Below are 19,034 nucleotides of genomic sequence, written 5' to 3'. Positions count from 1 at the left end.
GCAACCATTTCAAAAACAGAAAATACCGTCTGATTCTAGGACCGGGAGATGATGAATGTAACACGCGATTCACCCCGGTTTAATTTTTTAAGGCTGATGGTGCGCAACCTCAAAAGCCACCAGTGCCGGGCTGTTGCAGTGATAATCGCCTTCACACTCATTGCCGCAACACTGTTTTCCGCCCAGTACCTGGACAGCGGGGCAGCGGAGGGTCTCGATCACGGCACGGCATGGTTACATGCCGATCTCATGGTAGTGCCCGATCGTTCCCTTTCCGAAGGTGAGAACAGTCTCCTCACCGGTGCGCCCGCCATGTTCTTCTTTAATGATACGGACAGCCGGAATATCTCCCGGATTCTAGGAGTGGCAAACGCAAGCCCCGAAATACTGGTAGCAACGTTATCCGGACAGCCCTGCTGTTCGGATTTTGTCCAGATAATCGCCATCGACCCGGCCAATGATTTCAGCATGATCCCCCGCCCCGGCAATAATGGCAGTACTACCCTTGGAAAAGACGACATTATCATCGGGAGCCTGATTAACGGTTCCGTTGGTTCGGATCTCTGGTTTTACGGACATACGTTTCACATAACCGGGAAACTTAGACCTACCGGCATGCGGGGGATCGATTATGCGGCATTCATCCGGATCGAGGATGCCTATACCATGGCAGATGGATCCGGCCAAAAAGCCGCACAACCTCTGGAGATCCCCCGGGGGAAGGTCTCAATGGTCCTTGTGCAGCTGGATCCCGGGGCCGATCCCCAGTCTGTGGGATCCCTCATCCAGGAGCAGATCCCAGGGACCCGGATCCTTACGCCGAATATTCTTTCCACCATTGTAAGCCGGCATCTTTCCGGCATTACCCTCATCCTTGAGGAAATAGCAGTTGCCGTAGCAGTGCTGTCGCTTGTGGTCCTTGGTGTTATATCGATCATGCTTGAACGACAGATGAAACGGGAGGTCACTCTGCTTGGGGCGCTGGGCGCAACAAAATCGTTCATTCTCCGTCTCATCCTTGCCGAGTCATTTTCAGCATCGGTAATCGGGAGTGTCGTCGGCATTTGTGCAGCTGCAGTTATACTTGTCTCGTTCCAGGATTTCATCGCAGTTTCGCTGCAGATCCCACTCTCCATTCCACCTCCCCTGACGCTTATGTTCGCTGTGGGGAGTACCCTTATCCTCACCCTTGTGATTAGCGGGATAACTTCACTATATCCCACAATCCGTATCGTGCGTTCCGGAGCGTATGAGAATATCCGGGATGCAGAAAAAAAGCGATAACCGGGAAGAAATGACTGATACGCCGGATATGTATTCTCCTCCGGACCCCCCCGCAAAAGTGCAAAGCAATAAACAAATGTTTTTAAATCAATTTTACCGCTTTCGTGATGAGAGAACAAAAATGAAAACAACAATTCTGCCGTGCAGCGTATATCCTGGAAAAGTGATCCGGGCGGTTAAAATTCCCTCAGTCATTGTCGTGTTCGCCGTTCTGGCCGCAGTTATCGCCTTTGCCGGCTGCACCACTTCGGCTCCCCCTGAAGTGGTGATCACCTCGCCCCAGGACAATGCAACGATCACCGGGAGCGATGTTACCCTGAATATCCAGGTCAGTAATTTCGCGGTCTCCTTTGGGTCCACGGATATGAACAGTATGAATAACGAGCAGAACCAGGCTGGTACAGGGCATATCCATTGGTACATGGACGTTCCGGTGCCGACCGTTCCCGGGGAGATGGCAGTAACCGCCAACGGTACCTGGCAGATGCAGGATGGCACCAGTTATACCTGGCACAATGTCCAGCCGGGCACCCATACCTTCTCTGTACAACTCGTGAACAAGGATATGACCCCCCTTTCACCGCCGGTATACCAGACCATCACGGTCATTACCGTGCCGGGCGCAGCAGCAGTGCCGGCCAACCAAACAGCCACCCCGGTAAGCACGCCGGCGGCCTCCATGACCGGAAGTTCAGGCATGAACATGAACAGTGGTTCGGGAGGAAACATGACCATGAACAGCGGTACCCCTTCGGGTACGATGTCATCATCATAAAACCCGGAAAAGATTCCCTTTTTTATTTTATCATTTCAGGCCTTGTGGTGTGTAACCGGGGATAGCTGTTTCCACGGCAGTACTATATCATCACCCGACAAAAAGACGGGACCGCACGGACCGGGGTGGTTCTGCTATATCCAGTACTTCACTCATTTCAGATTGGACCAATAACCCCACATTTTCCGGCGCACCCCCCAATCCGGATTCTGATCCACAATGGCCTTCGGGGGGCCCGATCAGGTACCAGACAATACAAAGTCCGACCAAAAAAACACCCCGTCCAGAACACCACTAAAGGGAAAATAGAACTCCCTGCAATTTGACCGGGTTTCTTATTTTCGCCTCAAATAGTGTGGAGAATTTCCGTGGTGGATAAAATGGATCCATTTTTGTGTTCACCACCGGGCGATGGGGAGAAAATAAGCCCGTTCCGGCCCCGGATTGAGGGGTGGGAATGCATCTCTGAGGGCAGAGCGGTTTTATCCCATAAGGGGAAGGAGTAAGTAGAGAAGTACTGATTGATGTCTGCTGCTGATATTCACAGTATTCAAAAGTGAAAAACCGGCAAAAATCTGCAGACGGCTGATAACCTGCTATCGTTCCGGAATCATGGAGAATAAGGAATTTGCCGCAGTACCGTGGTCACGATTACCTGCCGGTCACATTGGCCACAGGACCGGAGATCCCCTCCTGTGTCTGGCCACCATTTTCAGGCACAAAAGAGCATACCTGGCTCGCATCCCGTGTCATCTGCGGGTTCGAGACCGATTCATATACTCCTACACTAAGCAGTATAATCGCCAGTAACGCCAGGCACACTGCCGCAAAAATGAGGAGTGCAGAAACCTTTGCCCCGATTGGGCCGGTTCGTTTGATTATGTGTTTCATTTCTCCTTCACCCCGCCCTTGTCGGGACCCGGCTGTTTGCGGACCAGTCGACATCCTTTGCAGGGTGACGACCAAAGTGACGGCCTGTCATTTCCGGGAAAATGTGGGAGGGATATGCTCCCCGTTCATCAGGCGGATTATGAGAAAAAATCGGTTCAGGTCCGGAGGGTTATCCGGATGAACCCGCAATTCTCGTACGTTCAGTCGTATGTGCTCTTTTCCAGGCTCGGGAAGGGATCAACCGGATCCGGTCCATTGACCGCGGTTTCATTTACCCACGTATCGCTAAACTCAGTCGTATACAGATCCGAGGGTTTGAACTGTCCCGGCGCAATGTCACCGTCTGCAACCATTGCGTCTATCCACGGCTGGATCTCGTCATCCGTAATTGCACCCGATTGACTGTAGTAGTGAGGAGTTGCATTGGAAAGCCCTATGACACCGGCAGTCAGTATACCGGATTCTGTCAGGTGGTTGTCAGACCATCTCTCCGCATTCTTGTACGCTTTAATGAACGCTCTTACATCATCCGGGTGTTCCTGGATGTCAGCATCTCTGAAGACAAGCAGGGTTGTACCCGCCTGCGGTCCGAATGCATCATAACTAGTCGTAATGACCCGGACACCGCCATGTTTTTCAGCCGCTGTATAGAATGGCGGGTGGAGGACTGCAACATCGATCTGTCCGGAACGGAGAGCTGCTTCCTGCTGCGGATCGGGCATTATGACGTACTGGAAACTCGTGTTTGATAGGTTATTCGCACGGAACCATGCGTTATTCTCCAGGTCCGCACAGATACCCAGTGCACCGACGGCAATCTTTGGCTTGTGACCGTTTGCAACGAGATCCTGAATCGTATAGTAGGGACTGCTGTTGAGAACCAGCCATTGCATGTGGTATTCACTTATATCGCCCTCAGGGGGTTCCTGCCCGCTGAGTGCGACACCAGTGACATTGGCTCCTGCAAGCTTAAGATCGATGAGCGTGTTGGGGTGTTCATCCACCACGTCGGTCTGTCCGGAGACGAGAGCTGCCGGCTGGAGAGACCAGTCAAGGGCACCGGCGTCAACGAAATTAATGCCGCCGCTAACAAAATAGCCTTTCATCACGCCGACATACCAGGGAGTTCCCGAGCAGTCCTTATTCACGTTTGCCCGGATCGTGTAGAAGGAAGAATTTACCCCGGATGAAACCGAGGCTACTGCACCGGAGGATCCTGCGGAGTTCGTGCTGCTGCTATTCTGTGTGCATCCTGCAATAATGAGGAAAAGCAGGATGAAGAGGGATACTGCCGCTATTACGGCAAGCTCTTTTTTCCTGTTGTGAAATTTTGGAGTCATGTGATAATCACCTTAAAGTTACATTACAAGTTCTTCTTTCCAGCCGGAGAATTTCTTCTCGATCTGGAGGAGTATCCAGTTGAACAGGATACCCAGGAAGGCAACTGTTACGATCCCGACCCACATCTTGGGCATCTGAAAGGTAGCCTGTGCCTGGAGGATCATGTACCCGAGCCCGGAGCTTGCGCCAATCATCTCTGCGCCGATCAGCATGAAGAATGCGAAAACTGCGCTCATGCGGATCCCGGTGAAGACCGAGGGCATTGCTGCCGGAAGGAGCACCTTCCTGAACATCTGCCACTTTCCGATCCCCATGGACCGGGCCATCTTCACGATCGCCGGGTCCACATTCTTGATACCGGAGACCGTGTTGAAGAGCACCGGCCACTGGCAGACCCAGAAGATGATACTGATCTTGGAGAGCTCACCGATTCCGAGAAGGGTGATGAAGACCGGGAAGAGCGTGAACGGGTTTGCCTGGCCCAGTACCTGGAGTAGGGGGTTTACGGCAGTTTCAAAGGACTTGAACCAGCCCCCCAGCAGGAATCCAAGCGGGAGTGCCACCGCAAGGGCGATAAAAAACCCGACCAGTACCCGGCCCAGGCTGACTGCGATATTCGTGAGGAGTTCTCCCGAGAGCGTCAGCTGGATCATCTTCTGGAGGATCGTTGTCGGCACGGGGATAATGATAGGATTGATCAACCCGAAATAGGGCGCCAGTTGCCAGATAAGCAGGAAAACGAAGATGGCACCCGTTACGTGGATGAATTTACGGGAGCAGTTTCCCAGTGAGGAACACCCGTTTCCGATCCAGTTCTGCCGGACAGGTGCACCTGCATCAGTTTCCGTGGTCATCGGCACCTCCCGCGGTGACCCGGTGGCCGAACGTGCAGGTCTCCACAGAGCATTTGCCGCATACGTCCTGAGACCGGATTACCTCTTCCTTGAGAAGCGTCCAGAGATAGTGTCTGGTCTTTACATAGGCATCTGAAACTTTTACATCCTCGTCAAGCCGCTCGGCACGGGTCAGGGGAACTTCAACGGTCTGTTTGATTCTCCCCGGGCGTGCTGTCATCACGGACACCCTGTCTGCGAGGAAGACCGCCTCATCGATACTATGGGTGATGAACAGGACGGTTTTTTGGGTTTCAATAGCGATTCTCAGGAGGTCGCGCTGGAGGATCTCCCGGGTCTGGGCATCCACCGCGGCAAACGGCTCGTCCATGAGCAGGATATCGGGATGAAGGGCAAGTGCCCGCGCAATGGCGACCCGCTGTTTCATGCCCCCGCTCAGTTCGTGGGGATAGTGGTCCTGGAAACCGCTCAGGCCGACAAGGGAGAGGAAGTTCGTGGCTATCCGCACACGCTCTTTCTTGTCGGATTCGATATTCTCAAGGCCGAACTCCACGTTGCCAAGAGCAGTCCTCCACGGGAGCAGGGCATACTGCTGAAAGACAACGGCACGATCCGTACCCGGACCGATGACCGGCTTGCCATCGATTCGGATCTCACCGGAAGTAGGTGTTGACAGCCCGGCGACGATATCAAGAAACGTCGATTTGCCGCACCCGCTGGGCCCCAGAATCACGTGAAATTCACCTGTACTGATAGTAAGGTTTACCCCCCCCAGTGCCTGTGTTTCCGTATGGTTCCCGTTGGATCCGGTTTTTCCGGTCCCCCGGGAGGTGAACGATTTTGTTACGTCCACTGCTTCGATCTTCGACATAATTCCCTCAAACTCGTGGTTTTTTTCTCAAATTCTCTCTGGATTAATTCCCTTCTTTTGTCAGAGTGATCCCTGGTTGCATAGATCTCCCCTAACTTCATAGGGCAGGACACAATATGGTGGTTAATAAACCAGCAAAATCTGGCAGAATTTCCTAAAAACCCTCATGATATCGGCAATTTTTCAAAACTTCACTATCAGAATCCGGGATCCGGCCGCTGTTGCAAAAAAAACAGATGGATTTTTTTAAAGAGGGCCGACATATTTGGCGATGAGGTCTTCCAGAAGAGCAAGCCCGCCTCTGTACCCGGCATAGTTCCGGTCAACGATAACGCGATCGTACATCGGGAAACCAACACTCAGGTGGGCAACGCCGAATTCCTTTGCCGCAGGCCACTTTTCAAGCGAGGTGGCGAGCATGACTTGGAAACTCCTGTCCCGCAGGTTCTCACGGATCCGGAACGTGTCTTTCTCGAAGAGGATATCCGGTTTGATCGTGGACTCGATGTTCTCGGTCAGCTCCCGCCGGATCCACTCCCGGGCTTCCTCGGGGGGTTCATCGGTAATCTGCACCACCTCGGGAAGGTACCCGACCTCGTTTGCAAGGTATTTTGCAATGCCAATTACGGTGTTGGAATCCCCGACAAAGGCTGCGTACGGATGGGGAAGGCCTATGATGATTGCATCGGTCAGGTACTCGGTGAACCGGTATACGTGCCGCTCTTCCTCTGCGATGACCCGTTCCACATCCTTTTTGGGGATCCTGAGTTTCTTTGCCACGGAGCGGAGGAATTCTGACGTCTGCTTCGGCCCGATTGGCGGGCTTGGGAACGTCAGGTATTCCTGGCCGAATCTCTCTTTGAGTTTTCCGGCAGCCTTGTGCCCGTTCCAGGTGGAAAGGACGATGTTGAGTTCCGCTTCCGGAATCTCTTTGAGTTTTTTGACGCCATCGAACTGGGTGAAGAGGATATTTGCCTCCACGCCGATCTTTGCCAACAGGTTCTTGACGACATTGAGGTCGCCTTTCCAGAAGACGTGCTGGAAGGGAACGACCCCGAGGATGTTGACAACCTTCTTCTTCTTTTTCCTTGGTTCCAGGAACTGGTCAATGACCGCACCTAGGAACTCCTCGTAGCCATCGAACGTGTTGCCCTTGAACCCGGCGGTATTAACAAAGATGACATCTGCTTTCCCTTTGAACTCCCTGACTACGGAGTCAACGTCGTCTCCGATCAGCGCCGGGACACACCCGGAGATTACCACGTAGAGATCGCCCTCCATCAGCTGGATCGTTGAATCGATCAGCTTCCGGAGTTTGTCCTCCCCGCCGAAGATCACGTGCTTCTCGATAAGGCATGAACAGGGAGTGCTCGTCCCGCCCTGCCCGCCGGCAGCATTCTCACCCGCTGCATAGTACACGCCAAGCAGTTGAGCAATGCCACAGCCTGCCCCGGCATGGAGGATGGGGACTACTCCGTAGACCCCGGTACTCGTAATGTATGCTCCCCCAAGTGAGCAGGTCCACCGCGGTGCCTCCACAACCTCGGGGTACCGGGTATCAATATCCTGAGGTACGGTTTCTGCTTCTGTCACGAGACCACCGGTTCGTCGTTGTCCCTGAAGTAGAGCGGATTGTCCTGTTCAAAGTACCAGGCCTTGTAGTTGTCCGCAGTCTTCTCTTTCATGGTCTGTTGGAGGGATCTGCTCTTGAATGCCTGGAGCAGGAAATTCCCGTACGCAACAGCACCGGCATAGGCGCTCTGCTGGGCCCAGAGGTTCGGGTCACCCCGGAGTGCGTGTACACGGGTAACGCCTTTCAGGCGCTTGTAGGCGCTTCCTTGGAACGGGCACGTAAGCGTCATGTCCGGGTCGAGAATCCGGTTGATATGGGTCTGCTCGGCAGCCTGGAACGTGTTGACCAGGATATCGAAGTCTCCGACCTGCGCGATCACTTTTTCCAACTCGTCAATGATGAGGTTATCATAGTCCTGGCACATCGCGGCTGATGATTTGACCCCGAGTTCATCGAAGTACGGCACCTGTGCAAGCAGCCGCCCCTGGCCGAGTGCGCCGAGCACTTCCACTTTCTCCCCGTTTGGCTTGATATGAAGGAACTCTTCCTGGATCGCCGCGAGTTTCGGGTCCCATTTCCTGTGCTCTTCTGCAATGACCACTTCGGCCTCTTTCTCCTTACCCGTGTATTTTCCTATCTCCCGAAGCCAGCCGTCGGTACCGGAAAATCCCATCGGTGACGGGTACATGAAGAACGGCACACCGTATTCCTGTTCGAGTCCCCGGGAGAGGTAATCGGTGTAGGTAGGGCACAATGGTGCCGTCACCGCGGCTTCCGAGAGCTGCTCGAACTGTTCCACGGACGCGAACTCCGGCACATAGTTTACCCGCAGCCCCATCTTCCCAAGGAGTCTCTTGATCTCAAGCCTGTCCTGCCAGGTATACGAAAGCATGCTTGCAACATTGACCAGGTCTTTCTGTTTCTTCTGCGGTTTTTTCACAAGGTACTTCAGGACGGCATGCCAGAACGCATCGTACCCGGTCTGCACCAGCCGCGATCGTATACCCTCGCAATGGATGGGAACGATCCGTCCACGTACCTTTGGCTGGACCTCGTTAACTGCCCCTTCTATATCCTCACCGATGATTCCCGATGCACAGGAAGTCAGGACGAAGATCGCCTTGGGATCGTAACGGCGCTGTGCCTCAAGAATTGCAGCCTTGAGCTTGTCCGTAGACCCATAGACCATATCCTTCTCGTTCATGCTGGTGGTCAGCCAGTGAAGATCGTAATTCTCGGGCATGCCCATGCTTGTCGGGATGTGCTGGAACAGCTCACGGTACCCGAGAGACGGGCAAGAGCAACCGACCGGCGCATGGTAAACAATGGCAGCATCCCGGATGGTGTTGACCCGGACTGTCAGGTAGAAGTTCAGTGTGCAGCCTGAGGTCTGCTGGAATTTGCGGTCAACCTGTTTGAGGTTTCCACTCCTGGCATCACGCAGGAGTTCAGATGCTTTTCCATAGTACACATTGATCCCGTGTGCCCGCTCCTCGCGGTTCGGGCAGGTTGCATCAGCAAGATTGATCTGTTCATTGACAAGATGAGGTGCCTGGTTTTTTGTCATACTATCATCCTTTTGCTTTGGCAGTTCTCCGGGGAGTGGCCGCTTTTACTGCAGGAGATCGCTGGGATCGGGGTTTTGCAATAATTGGCTCTGCGCCGGGGACAATGCATTCGAGTTCACACTTCACATGGGTCGGGGAGTCGCGCTGCTCGAGCAGTTTGTCAGACCAGCTCTCGGCCCAGTCTTTGAGCTGGTCGGTATCCAGCGGAGCCGGGACATACCGGTCCTGATTACTGAGGATCTTCTTTGCAAGGACACGGTAGACCTCGGCCTGCTCCGACTCCGGAGCCGCCTCTATCACAGTCTTTCCCTGGAGCTCACTTTTGGTTACGGTAAGCGAACGGGGAACATATTCTGCAATAGTTGTCTTTGTGGAAGCGGCAAAGTCCTCGACAATCTCGCGCTGTACAGGCAGGTTTGTGGAATTTGCTATGATACCGGAGAACAATGCTCCCCCGCTGTTCGCATACTTCTTGATGCCTTTGAAGAGATTGTTTGCCGCATAAATCGCCATGAAGTCGGACGAACTCACGGTGTAGACCTGTTCGGCCACGCCTTCACGGATGGGTATACCAAATCCCCCGCAGACCACATCCCCAAGGACATCGTAAATAACGACATCCGGTTTGAACTCTTCAAAGACCTTCCGCTGGCGGAGGAGTTCAATTGCGGTGATGATGCCGCGGCCGGCACAGCCGACGCCGGGCTCAGGGCCCCCGGCTTCAACGCAGAGGACACCATTGAATCCTTCGTGGATAATGTCACTTGTCTCAACCCTCTTTCCGCTTCTCAGGGAATCCAGAACTGTCGGGATGAACCGGCCTCCCCGGAGCGTGTTTGTTGAATCGCTCTTGGGATCACATCCGATCTGCATCACTTTGAGGCCAAGTTCCGAGAGTGCGGCACTGATATTGGACGAGGTGGTGGACTTTCCGATGCCGCCTTTTCCATATATCGCAATGTTTCTCTGTTTTGCCATAACGAATCCTTAAATTACTCTCTCTCCCCGAGGCATATACATGGAGAAATCAGCAAGAATTGGCAGGGTTGATCCGATGTTGCAGATAATGCGGCAATTATCGCACAAATAGTGCGATTTTTGGAACATTGCCGGATGAAGCAGCCGGGAAATTTCTCCCTGATGCGATCCTCTGCTGGCCCTCTCATGCACCCGGGAGTCAGAAAACAGGTGCCTGAGCTTCAGGAAGAAGGAGTCGCGGGCACGGAGGCGCGAAAAAAAGTTACCGGTATTACCAGCTATTTCACCAGCTCGACCGGAACGAGTTTGCCCTTTTCCATGCGCACAACGCGGGAGGCATACGATGCGATGTCCATATTATGGGTTACCATGATGATGGTCGTGCCCTCCCGGTTAATTTCTCGGAACAGTTCCATTACTTCCCGTTCTGTATCCCCATCAAGATCTGCAGTCGGTTCATCTGCGAGGAGGAGTGAGGGATGGTTCATGAGCGCCCGGGCAATGGCGGTCCGTTTGAGTTCCCCTCCGGAGAGATGCGAGGGGGGGCTGTCTGCTTTTTCCCCAAGGCCGACACGTGCAAGGAGATTACTGGCCCGTTCGTTACTGGCATGCTTTCCGGTAGTTCCCGCAATCTCTCCTGACAATGCAACATTCTCCCGGGCAGAAAGTGTAGAGAGCAGCCCCGGGAACTGGAAAACAAATCCGATGTTGCGGGATCTCAGGGCCGCACATTCTGCATCGGATAATGCCAGGATATCCTTTCCCACAACCTGTACGCTCCCCGTAGTCGGTCGGGTCAGCCCGCCAATGACATTCAGGAGCGTTGTTTTCCCGGACCCTGATCTGCCCACAATAAGGACAAACTCTCCGGCGCTGCAGACAAAGTCCGTCCCGTTAAGCGGCCGGATTTCCCGTTCCCCGTCATAATAGGTCTTTACAAGACCTCTGGCTTCGATCATAGTTCACCGCTCCGTATCGCTTCATAGGGTTCGATGAGTGCACTCCGCACGGCAGGGTAGAGCGCTGCAAGACCGCCAACTGCCACGGTCACAATGAGGGTGAGAGCAGAAATGTATCCAAGGGATGATATAACCGGCATGGAGAGGGGGATACGGGTGACCTCTGCAATATAACCCTGGAACAGTATGAGAATGATCCAGGATGATGCAATCCCCAGGATGCCCCCGATCGCTGCAATAATAACCGATTCCCCGAGGATAAGACGGAATATCATTGCCCGTGTAGCCCCAAGGGCCCGCAACACCCCAATCTCCCGCCGGCGTTCATTTACTACCATCAGCGATATCAGGGCAATCAGGGGCAGGGAAATGAGCGTGGCGACAAGCGCAGAGAGATCAAGAATCTGCGTAATTCCTGCCAGTTGATCGGATACCGTGCTGACCAGGGCCGATGAAGTGAGTACTCTTGTTCCGGGAACCTGCTCTACGATGCGATAGGACACATTGGTCGTCTCGGCGGCGTCATTCACCTGTACAAGTACGGCAGACGCAACACCCTTGGGAAGGACAAGCGGCTTTACCGCGGTTTTATTTGACTCCTCTGCCATCGTATATGCGTCAGCAGTACGGAGAAATATCGAGGTATCCAGTCCGGTCCCCGTGGGATCGAGTTTTCCCACGATCCTGAAAGTGTGACCATAAAACGTAAGATTGGACCCGACCTGGGGCACTATTTTATTCCCGACTATGATTTCGTCCTGACCAAGCGGTTTCTGCTGGTTTGCTTCGAGCCAGGGGGTAATCGTAAAATCCTGGGTGGGATCAATGGCAATGAGCTGAACCGGAAGGGAGCAGCAGCTCGCGGAAAGGGTCGCAATAAAGATCTGTGGTTCAACCTGTTGAACACCGGAGACATTCCTGATGAGGGGGACCACAGAATCATTAAAAAAGAATGTGGAGGGTTCTCCCCTGAGGAGAACCGCCTCGCTGTCAGCGGTATACTCCTGAGGCACTACAATGATATCTGCCCCCAGTTTCGCAATTTCGGATTTCACACTGTCTGAAGCACCGGCGAGCAGGTAGTGACTGGAGAAGAGGCTTGCAGCTATGAAGGCAAACGCCAGAATGAGGGCCCCGTTTCTTACCGGGCGGTGAATAATACTACGGGCAATAAGTCCAAACATAGATCAGACCGGTTGGGTTGGGGAATCGCCCTTTGCAAGGAACAGGTAAATGCCGGTAATTGCAGTGAGTACTCCCAAAAGGATCAGTGCAGGTTTTGTCCCTATATTGCACGGAGTGTCCGGGGAAGAGGTACACATCCCGATAAGGTAGGTCGGCAATAGTACGGTGACGACCCCAAGGCCAATAGCGATAACCCCAAGAGACCGGCGTGAATCACGGTTTGGCAGCGCGAACAGGACCAGCCCGACGAGGATCACCAGCGCTCCGGTACCCGCTTCTGCTTCGGCGGTGTACCAGCAGACCATGTGCGTACCACTGTCCATGTTCATATTCATGGAGTTGTCACCGCTGGTTCCCATCTGCATGGACCCCGACTTTTCGGCGATCTCACAGATCGGGAAGATATACCACGGCGTCAGCACAATAAGCAGGCCAAGGAGAATGAAAATTCCTGTAATGATAAGATTTTGTGTTTTTCCAACCGATACCATTCTGTTCACCAGTATAGTTCTACTAATTCACCCTGCGAGGAATATAAACCCTTAAAAAAAGGCAAAATTAACCGTAAAACGCCAAAATCACGAACTAATTATGCAGAGTCTGGCACAAACCGGATACTGTCCTGCCCTCATGCATCTCCCTCCAGATACACAATTTTTACGAGGGGCCATCATTGCCCCCATCATACCGGACGTGTGGGAAAACCGTTTCGCTTTTTGCAGATCCCGGAGGAATTCCGGCATTTCAGTTTTCCTTTGAGAGCCAAAACGCCCTCAACCGGATCATGGTTGCAAATTCCATATTTTCTGTTCAAATATTGCCGCTTCTTTGTAAATTTTCACATATCCCCATCAAAATTTGCTGATTGCCCTGTATATTTCACCTATCCTTCAGATAAAAAAATTGAGAGATCACCATGACAAAACAAAGAGCCCTTGGAGGGAGAACGGTATCAGGAACTCCACGTTCGCTGACCGTGCTGCCGTCAGGAAATCCTCAAAAAGCAAGAGGTGCCCGAACATGACTGAAAATAAATCACCACATATTATCGATTCCAAGATCAATCTTGAGGAAGCAACGTGCCCGAACCGTGAACAGCGTGCAAATGGGATTAATGTCTGGTACGGAAAGGCCAGCGATCTGGTAAAGGAGGCGCGTGAAGGAACCCTTACGCGTCGGGAACGAAAATTCCAGCAGACCTCAGGCTGCGTGCTCAACTTCTATCTCACGGTACGGGTGGGAACGATACGCGATGCAGCGGTAGTTTACCATGCACCGGTTGGATGTTCCTCATCCGCTCTTGGGTACCGGGAACTGTACCGCGGTGTTCCGGTTGAACTCGGGCGACCGGCAGAATATGATCTCCACTGGATAACCACCAACCTCCGGGAAAATGATGTTGTCTATGGCGCAACCGAAAAACTCAAGAGTGCCATATTTGAGGCACAACGCCGCTACAATCCCAAGGCCATATTCGTTATGACTTCATGCACCTCCGGGATCATCGGAGAGGATATTGAAGGAGTGGTTGCAGAGGTTCAGCCAAAAGTGAAAGCCAGGATAGTTCCGGTCCACTGCGAAGGTTCGCGATCCCGGCTGGTACAGACCGGGTACGATGCGTTCTGGCATGGGGTCCTGAAGTACCTTGTGAAAAAACCGCAGAAGAAGCAGAAGGATCTGGTCAATGTTGCAAGCATGCTTTCGTATACCTGGCAGGACAGGCTTGAGATCAAGAGATTGCTCGAAAAAGTCGGGCTCCGGGTCAATTTTATTCCGGAATTTGCAACTGTCGAGCAGCTGGAACAGCTCAGTGAAGCTGCGGTAACGGCACCCTTGTGCCCGACCTACACTGATTACCTCTCCCGGGGACTTGAACAGGAATACGGTGTCCCCTATTTCCTCTATCCTTCCCCGATGGGTATTGCAAACACGGACGCCTGGCTGCGGGAGATTGGAAAACATACCGGGAAATCAAAAGAGATTGAGAAACTCATCGAGGATGAACATAAAGTCTGGATTCCCAAGCTTAAGGCAATTCAGGAAGAATTTGCAAAAGTTAAAGCCGACGGTAAGAAAGTGGAAGTGCTTGGCGCACTCGGCCAGGGGCGGCTTCTTGCCCAGCTCCCGTACTTCGATGAACTGGGACTCAAATCTTCGGCAGCCATGTGCCAGGATTTTGATAACCTGATTCTCGGGGATCTCGAAAACCTGATCAAAAATGTAGGAGACTTTGATATCCTGGTCAACACGTTCCAGGCAGCGGAACAGTCACACATAACAAGAAAACTTGATCCGGATATTGCTCTCACCTGTCCGTTCCAGGGAGGAGCGTTCAAGCGGGATAAAGGTATGACCAGGATTCACGCACTCCGGGGCGATCCGGATCCCTGGAGCCGGCAAAGCGGGTACACAGGTGCGATCGCATTTGGGAATTTCCTGCTTCAGTCGCTCAAAAGCAGTGCGTTCCAGCGGACCATGCTCGAAAAAACAGAGAACACCTACAAGGACTGGTGGTACCGTCAGCCCGATCCCCTCCACTACCTGATAAAAGAGGATGGAGAGCCATGACAAAAGCAGTACAAGCAAAAGTATCCTCCGCTGTGGATCTCCCGGCATCTGATGCCCTGGAAGCTCCGCGGTTCTCCTGCGCCCTTGCGGGAGCGTACTCAACCGCGGTTGGTCTGTATGGGGCGGTTCCGATCCTTCATTCAGGAGCGGGTTGCGGAATTGGCCAGCTTTTCGGTCAGTTCTATGGCGGGGGGCAGAATGCCGGAGGCCCGGTAGGAGGGACTTCCACACCCTGCTCCTCCCTTATTGAGGAGCATGTCATCTTCGGTGGGGAGAAGAAACTCCGGAACCTGATAGAATCCAGTGTTGAACTCGTAAACGGGCAGTTTTACGCGGTAATCTCGGGATGTATCCCTTCACTCATTGGAGATGACACTGAATCCGTGGTAAAGGAATTCCGTGATAAGGTGCCAATCATCTCTATAAAGGCTGCCGGATTCTCAGGAAATTCCTACCAGGGATACGAGCTGTTTTTTGAATCGCTCATTGACCAGTTCCTCACACCCCAGACAAAAGTGAAAGGGCAGGTCAATATCTTTGGCATAGTGCCGTACCAGCACCTGTTCTGGAAAGGAGATCTGGACGTTATCAGGGAACTCCTTGAATCAATCGGCCTGAAACCCAATATCATCTTTACCCGGTTCGATTCCGTTGAAGCCCTCAAAAGCATTCCCGCGGCGGAATACAATATTGTGCTCTCGCCCTGGGTAGGGCACGAAACCGCAGAGAAACTCAAGGAGAAGTTCAAAACCCCGTTCATTGCATTCCCCGGGGTCCCCATCGGTCCCAAGCAGAGCTCGGAATTCCTCCGTGTTGTTGGTAAGAAACTAAGGGTACCGGCAAAGACCGTCGAGAAGGTTATTGAAGAGCGGGAGAAGCGGGCATACCGGTTCACCGAGTACCTGGGGGATATCCTCACTCTTGTCCGGCCCCATGCGTATTTCTCGGTCGTTGCAGACAGCAGTACCGCAATCAGTATCACGAAATTCCTGGCAAACGAACTCGGGTATCTCCCGGAGATCGTGCAGATCGCAGACGATCCCCATGAGGATAAGCGCGATCTCATCCGCAGGGAACTGCTCGAGACCCTCGAAACACCGGTGAAACCGGAGATCGTCTTTGAGGTGGATTCCTACCGTATCAGGCAGAATCTGAAAAACCGGAATTCACTCTTCCTGTTTGCGAGTTCCCTGGAATCTCCGATCTCCCTTGCCGAATTTGGGGCAATCCCCCTGACCGTGGCATTCCCCTCATTTGACCGGCTCATCCTGGAGCACTCCTATGCCGGGTATAAAGGAGGGCTCTTCCTTGCAGAGGACTTCATGAGCAAATTTGCCGGGCCCCTGTGAGGAGGGAAAGCAGTTCCCCTCCCCATAACGATCTTTTTTATGCATGACGGTACGGATACAACGTGGAATCTTATGATCTTCTGAGGGTATCATGGGCATTTCAGAGATTGCGGTAATTATCGGGGAGAATGGCCGGACTGTTCCCCTCACCGGTCCGGGGACAATCGTTATTTTTCAGCGCAGCCATGGGGTGTGGCAGAGCCAAAGGACGTTTCCTTTCGCTCTTGAACCCGGAAAAGGATTGCAGGGACTGCACCGGAAAGTAGCGGAGCTTGTTACCTTTCTTGGGGATTGCCGTACCTTTGTTGCACAGTCGGCAAACGGAGCTGTTTACTCCGAACTTGCACGAGCCCGCTGCCATGTGTGGGAAGTTGCAGGTCAACCGGAAGAATTCCTCGACTCCGTCTGCCTGGAAGCAAAAGATAACGACAAACAGGAAGCGTGTCCCCAGCCCCGGCCGGATTCCGGTAACGCCGGTATACCCGTCCCGCTTGAAACGGCACCCGGTAAATTCACGGTGTCGATTACAGAGATCCAGAGAAAACGTTCCGGTGTGAGCAGCAAGCAGGTGCTCCAGCAGTTTATCCGCAGTTCCCGTTTTACCGAGCTTGAACTATTCTGCGAACATCTGCCACCCTGGATTGGAGTCGAGGCAGATTTCCTTGGGCTTATGATTGAGACCAGACACCATGCTCCCCACGAGGTCAGGGTGGTGCTGAAAAAGTCAAAATAAGGTGGTTCATTCCATTTGTGGAGTTGTTACGTAATTACCAGGACCGGGTTGCATCCTGCTTGAGGATATTCCCAAGCGTCATTGTTGCACCATTCTGATCGTGAACTCCGGGGGAACCCCGATCTTTTTTTCTGTATCGAACCCGGGCATTCCTGCCTGCATCCCTCTGCAATGTACTGACTACAAAGACCCGGCAAAATGTTGGGTTTGAGCGGAAGTATGTGTGCAAAAGACGGAGACTACGGGCAAGGATTGCCCAGATATCAGAATATTATGCCCGTCATTTCCCAGATATTCTGATACGATCCGGAGAGCATCCCATGGAAGATTACCTGTTACTAAAGGCGGCCCTTGTCACCGAGGGGATACGGTCAGATCCTGCAAGCGTTGCAGAGGTCGGGACCCGGTACAAAGAGCAGAACCACGGTCTCTTTGGCTGGGATTTTGAAAACCACACCGAGCAGAAACTCCCCGATGACTTCACCCTCCCCGACGGGACCGTGGTGCAGTACCGCAAGAATTCGCGTTCACCGTACCACGTGGTGCCCGAGGATGGCAGGCTGCACCTGCACCATAACGAGCAGCGGATCTGCGAGGTGAAATGGCTGCGGCGGCCCCGGTATTACACAGAAAAGACCACAAAGGGAAACGACATGATAAAGATCGGGCAGCTCGGCGGGCAGGACTGCCTCTTTTTCTGCTACCAGAACTACTGCTCCCATTTTGCCAAAAAACAACAGTGCGCCTTCTGCAACCTGGTCTCCACCTCAGATGTGTACAACTCGGTCATGAGAAGAAAGGACCCGGTTGAAGTGGGAGAAGTTGTGAAAGCTGCATGGGCGGAAGGCGACACCAACCACGTCAACCTCACCGGTGGGTGCATCTCCCTGAAGCGGGAGATTGAGATCGTTTCGGAGATCCTATCCTCGATCCGGGAGCACACGGGCTTTGATTCGGTGCCAGGAACCCTTCTTCCCTCGCCGGCCAAAGGAGAAGCGATCCAGAAGTTCTACGAGACCGGGATTGGGTCACTCTGCTTTGCCATGGAAGTCTGGGACAAAAAATACTACGAGGCAATCTGCCCGGGGAAGGCTGCGGGCACATCGCATGATGAGTTTGTGGAAAACATAAAAAAAGCAGTGGAGGTCTTCGGTGAAGGCAATGTGTATACGATCTTTGTTCTGGGCCTGGAACCAAAAGAGAACTTCCTTGCCGGCGTGAATGCTATCTCGGAACTGGGAGCAAACGTAATCCCGTTTGTCTGGTCCCCGAACCCCGGCTCGAAATTGTACGGCCATCGCGCCCCATTTGCAGAATGGTACGCACAGACTAACCGCGAGGCGGCGGAGATTGTCCGTGAGCATAAGGTCCCTGCAGGCACCCGGAACCACTGCTACCTCTGCGATGGGAACTCCCTGTTGCACGATGCACTCCGGGAAAAAGGAGTTGTGTGACCGCACACCGGTGGTTCTTCTCCGCCCGTTTCAGAGCACCCTGTCACGTCCTTTATACAAACCCATGATCATCAGACGACTGCAAAAAGAAGATCTTCCTGCCCTGGCCCGGCTGTACATGCAGTTCTGGAACGAGGAGTCTTCCCTTGTGCGGATGCAGGAAACCTTTGCGCGGCTCAGGAATGATCCGGATTACGTTTTTCTTGTCGCTGAGGTGGACGATGAGATAGCCGGGTCTCTCATGGGGATCATCTGCGAAGAGCTTTATGGTGAATGCCGCCCGTTTTTGGTCATTGAGGACGTGATCGTTGACCGCGAATTCCGTCAGCAGGGGATAGGTTCTGCACTGATACGCGAGATCGAGTCATACGCGGTCTCGCGCAACTGCAATTACATCATTTTTGTATCTGAGCTTGAGCGGACCGATGCAGTCCCGTTCTACCGCTCGCTCGGGTACGCCCCCGATTCGTACCGGGGCTTCAAAAAACGGCTGGGCGCACAGGGTAAACGATCACTGCCTCCGCCCCTCACCGATACCAGGAACCCGGAATAAGATTTTGCAGGAAATCCGGATCACTGCGGAGAAATTTGCCTGTAATTGAACATATTTCGGATTATCTCCCCAAATATTGCGAATTTATCAGTTATTAT

17 protein-coding genes are annotated in these 19,034 nt (G+C 53.1%); 7 read left to right on the top strand and 10 right to left on the bottom strand.

Going from position 1 to position 19,034, the window contains the following annotated elements:
• Window positions 1-96: 96 nt before the first annotated feature.
• Window positions 97-1,284: an FtsX-like permease family protein gene (locus MBOO_RS10500; protein ID WP_157677682.1), complete on the top strand. Its 1,188-nt coding sequence runs from the start codon at window positions 97-99 to the stop codon at window positions 1,282-1,284.
• 121 nt (window positions 1,285-1,405) lie between these two features.
• The gene (locus tag MBOO_RS10495) at window positions 1,406-2,059 is read left to right on the top strand and encodes a DUF4399 domain-containing protein (RefSeq protein ID WP_157677680.1); all 654 of its coding nucleotides are present in this window, start codon (window positions 1,406-1,408) and stop codon (window positions 2,057-2,059) included.
• Window positions 2,060-2,710: 651 nt separating this feature from the next.
• Here MBOO_RS10495 and MBOO_RS10490 read toward each other — a convergent pair.
• The 10 genes from MBOO_RS10490 to MBOO_RS10445 form a co-directional block, all read right to left on the bottom strand.
• A complete protein-coding gene (locus tag MBOO_RS10490; RefSeq protein ID WP_048068451.1) occupies window positions 2,711-2,950 on the bottom strand; it encodes a hypothetical protein in 240 nt (79 codons plus the stop codon).
• Between the two features lie 200 nt (window positions 2,951-3,150).
• Window positions 3,151-4,290: an ABC transporter substrate-binding protein gene (locus MBOO_RS10485; RefSeq protein WP_012107582.1), complete on the bottom strand. Its 1,140-nt coding sequence runs from the start codon at window positions 4,288-4,290 to the stop codon at window positions 3,151-3,153.
• A gap of 18 nt (window positions 4,291-4,308) precedes the next feature.
• On the bottom strand, window positions 4,309-5,145 hold the full coding sequence (locus MBOO_RS10480) for an ABC transporter permease (RefSeq protein WP_157677678.1): 837 nt from the start codon (window positions 5,143-5,145) through the stop codon (window positions 4,309-4,311).
• Entirely contained in the window at window positions 5,129-6,016 is an 888-nt protein-coding gene (locus MBOO_RS10475) for an ABC transporter ATP-binding protein (RefSeq protein ID WP_012107580.1), read from the bottom strand. Before MBOO_RS10475 ends, MBOO_RS10480 begins: the two co-directional genes overlap by 17 nt.
• Window positions 6,017-6,262: 246 nt before the next feature.
• Window positions 6,263-7,609 (bottom strand): nitrogenase component 1, encoded by a 1,347-nt coding sequence (locus MBOO_RS10470; RefSeq protein WP_012107579.1) that lies wholly within the window; start codon window positions 7,607-7,609, stop codon window positions 6,263-6,265.
• Window positions 7,606-9,156, bottom strand: a complete 1,551-nt coding sequence (locus MBOO_RS10465) for a nitrogenase component 1 (protein ID WP_012107578.1) — start codon at window positions 9,154-9,156, stop codon at window positions 7,606-7,608. Before MBOO_RS10465 ends, MBOO_RS10470 begins: the two co-directional genes overlap by 4 nt.
• Before the next feature lie 4 nt (window positions 9,157-9,160).
• A complete protein-coding gene (locus tag MBOO_RS10460; protein ID WP_012107577.1) occupies window positions 9,161-10,135 on the bottom strand; it encodes a nucleotide-binding protein in 975 nt (324 codons plus the stop codon).
• A 278-nt stretch (window positions 10,136-10,413) separates the two neighbouring features.
• Complete coding sequence (locus MBOO_RS10455; protein WP_012107576.1) at window positions 10,414-11,094, bottom strand: ABC transporter ATP-binding protein; 681 nt, start codon at window positions 11,092-11,094, stop codon at window positions 10,414-10,416.
• Window positions 11,091-12,278, bottom strand: coding sequence for an ABC transporter permease (locus MBOO_RS10450; protein ID WP_012107575.1), 1,188 nt, complete (start codon window positions 12,276-12,278; stop codon window positions 11,091-11,093). The genes MBOO_RS10455 and MBOO_RS10450 overlap by 4 nt, the downstream gene beginning before the upstream one ends.
• A gap of 3 nt (window positions 12,279-12,281) precedes the next feature.
• Complete coding sequence (locus MBOO_RS10445; protein WP_012107574.1) at window positions 12,282-12,770, bottom strand: DUF4418 family protein; 489 nt, start codon at window positions 12,768-12,770, stop codon at window positions 12,282-12,284.
• A 529-nt stretch (window positions 12,771-13,299) separates the two neighbouring features.
• Here MBOO_RS10445 and MBOO_RS10440 point away from each other — a divergent pair.
• The 5 genes from MBOO_RS10440 (at window position 13,300) to MBOO_RS10420 (ending at window position 18,936) form a co-directional block, all read left to right on the top strand.
• Window positions 13,300-14,847 carry a nitrogenase component 1 gene (locus MBOO_RS10440; protein ID WP_012107573.1) on the top strand — a complete coding sequence of 516 codons (1,548 nt, stop codon included), beginning with the start codon at window positions 13,300-13,302 and terminating at the stop codon, window positions 14,845-14,847.
• A complete protein-coding gene (locus MBOO_RS10435; RefSeq protein WP_012107572.1) occupies window positions 14,844-16,196 on the top strand; it encodes a nitrogenase component 1 in 1,353 nt (450 codons plus the stop codon). Before MBOO_RS10440 ends, MBOO_RS10435 begins: the two co-directional genes overlap by 4 nt.
• A 91-nt stretch (window positions 16,197-16,287) precedes the next feature.
• Complete coding sequence (locus MBOO_RS10430; RefSeq protein ID WP_012107571.1) at window positions 16,288-16,929, top strand: Fe-only nitrogenase accessory AnfO family protein; 642 nt, start codon at window positions 16,288-16,290, stop codon at window positions 16,927-16,929.
• Window positions 16,930-17,249: 320 nt separating this feature from the next.
• Window positions 17,250-18,383 carry a radical SAM protein gene (locus tag MBOO_RS10425; RefSeq protein ID WP_012107570.1) on the top strand — a complete coding sequence of 378 codons (1,134 nt, stop codon included), beginning with the start codon at window positions 17,250-17,252 and terminating at the stop codon, window positions 18,381-18,383.
• 64 nt (window positions 18,384-18,447) lie between these two features.
• Window positions 18,448-18,936, top strand: coding sequence for a GNAT family N-acetyltransferase (locus MBOO_RS10420; protein ID WP_012107569.1), 489 nt, complete (start codon window positions 18,448-18,450; stop codon window positions 18,934-18,936).
• Window positions 18,937-19,034 lie beyond the last annotated feature (98 nt).

Source organism: Methanoregula boonei 6A8 (genome assembly GCF_000017625.1).
Taxonomy (GTDB): domain Archaea; phylum Halobacteriota; class Methanomicrobia; order Methanomicrobiales; family Methanospirillaceae; genus Methanoregula; species Methanoregula boonei.
Note: the sequence above shows the minus strand (reverse complement) of the source record. Positions and strands in the feature narration are given on the sequence as shown.

Coding starts and splice junctions, on each gene's coding strand:
- MBOO_RS10500 (WP_157677682.1), top strand. CDS start 97: ATGGTGCGCAACCTCAAAAGCCACCAGTGCCGGGCTGTTGCAGTGATA.
- MBOO_RS10490 (WP_048068451.1), bottom strand. CDS start 2,950: ATGAAACACATAATCAAACGAACCGGCCCAATCGGGGCAAAGGTTTCT.
- MBOO_RS10455 (WP_012107576.1), bottom strand. CDS start 11,094: ATGATCGAAGCCAGAGGTCTTGTAAAGACCTATTATGACGGGGAACGG.
- MBOO_RS10425 (WP_012107570.1), top strand. CDS start 17,250: ATGGAAGATTACCTGTTACTAAAGGCGGCCCTTGTCACCGAGGGGATA.
- MBOO_RS10445 (WP_012107574.1), bottom strand. CDS start 12,770: ATGGTATCGGTTGGAAAAACACAAAATCTTATCATTACAGGAATTTTC.
- MBOO_RS10465 (WP_012107578.1), bottom strand. CDS start 9,156: ATGACAAAAAACCAGGCACCTCATCTTGTCAATGAACAGATCAATCTT.
- MBOO_RS10450 (WP_012107575.1), bottom strand. CDS start 12,278: ATGTTTGGACTTATTGCCCGTAGTATTATTCACCGCCCGGTAAGAAAC.
- MBOO_RS10495 (WP_157677680.1), top strand. CDS start 1,406: ATGAAAACAACAATTCTGCCGTGCAGCGTATATCCTGGAAAAGTGATC.
- MBOO_RS10460 (WP_012107577.1), bottom strand. CDS start 10,135: ATGGCAAAACAGAGAAACATTGCGATATATGGAAAAGGCGGCATCGGA.
- MBOO_RS10420 (WP_012107569.1), top strand. CDS start 18,448: ATGATCATCAGACGACTGCAAAAAGAAGATCTTCCTGCCCTGGCCCGG.
- MBOO_RS10480 (WP_157677678.1), bottom strand. CDS start 5,145: ATGACCACGGAAACTGATGCAGGTGCACCTGTCCGGCAGAACTGGATC.
- MBOO_RS10430 (WP_012107571.1), top strand. CDS start 16,288: ATGGGCATTTCAGAGATTGCGGTAATTATCGGGGAGAATGGCCGGACT.
- MBOO_RS10475 (WP_012107580.1), bottom strand. CDS start 6,016: ATGTCGAAGATCGAAGCAGTGGACGTAACAAAATCGTTCACCTCCCGG.
- MBOO_RS10435 (WP_012107572.1), top strand. CDS start 14,844: ATGACAAAAGCAGTACAAGCAAAAGTATCCTCCGCTGTGGATCTCCCG.
- MBOO_RS10440 (WP_012107573.1), top strand. CDS start 13,300: ATGACTGAAAATAAATCACCACATATTATCGATTCCAAGATCAATCTT.
- MBOO_RS10485 (WP_012107582.1), bottom strand. CDS start 4,290: ATGACTCCAAAATTTCACAACAGGAAAAAAGAGCTTGCCGTAATAGCG.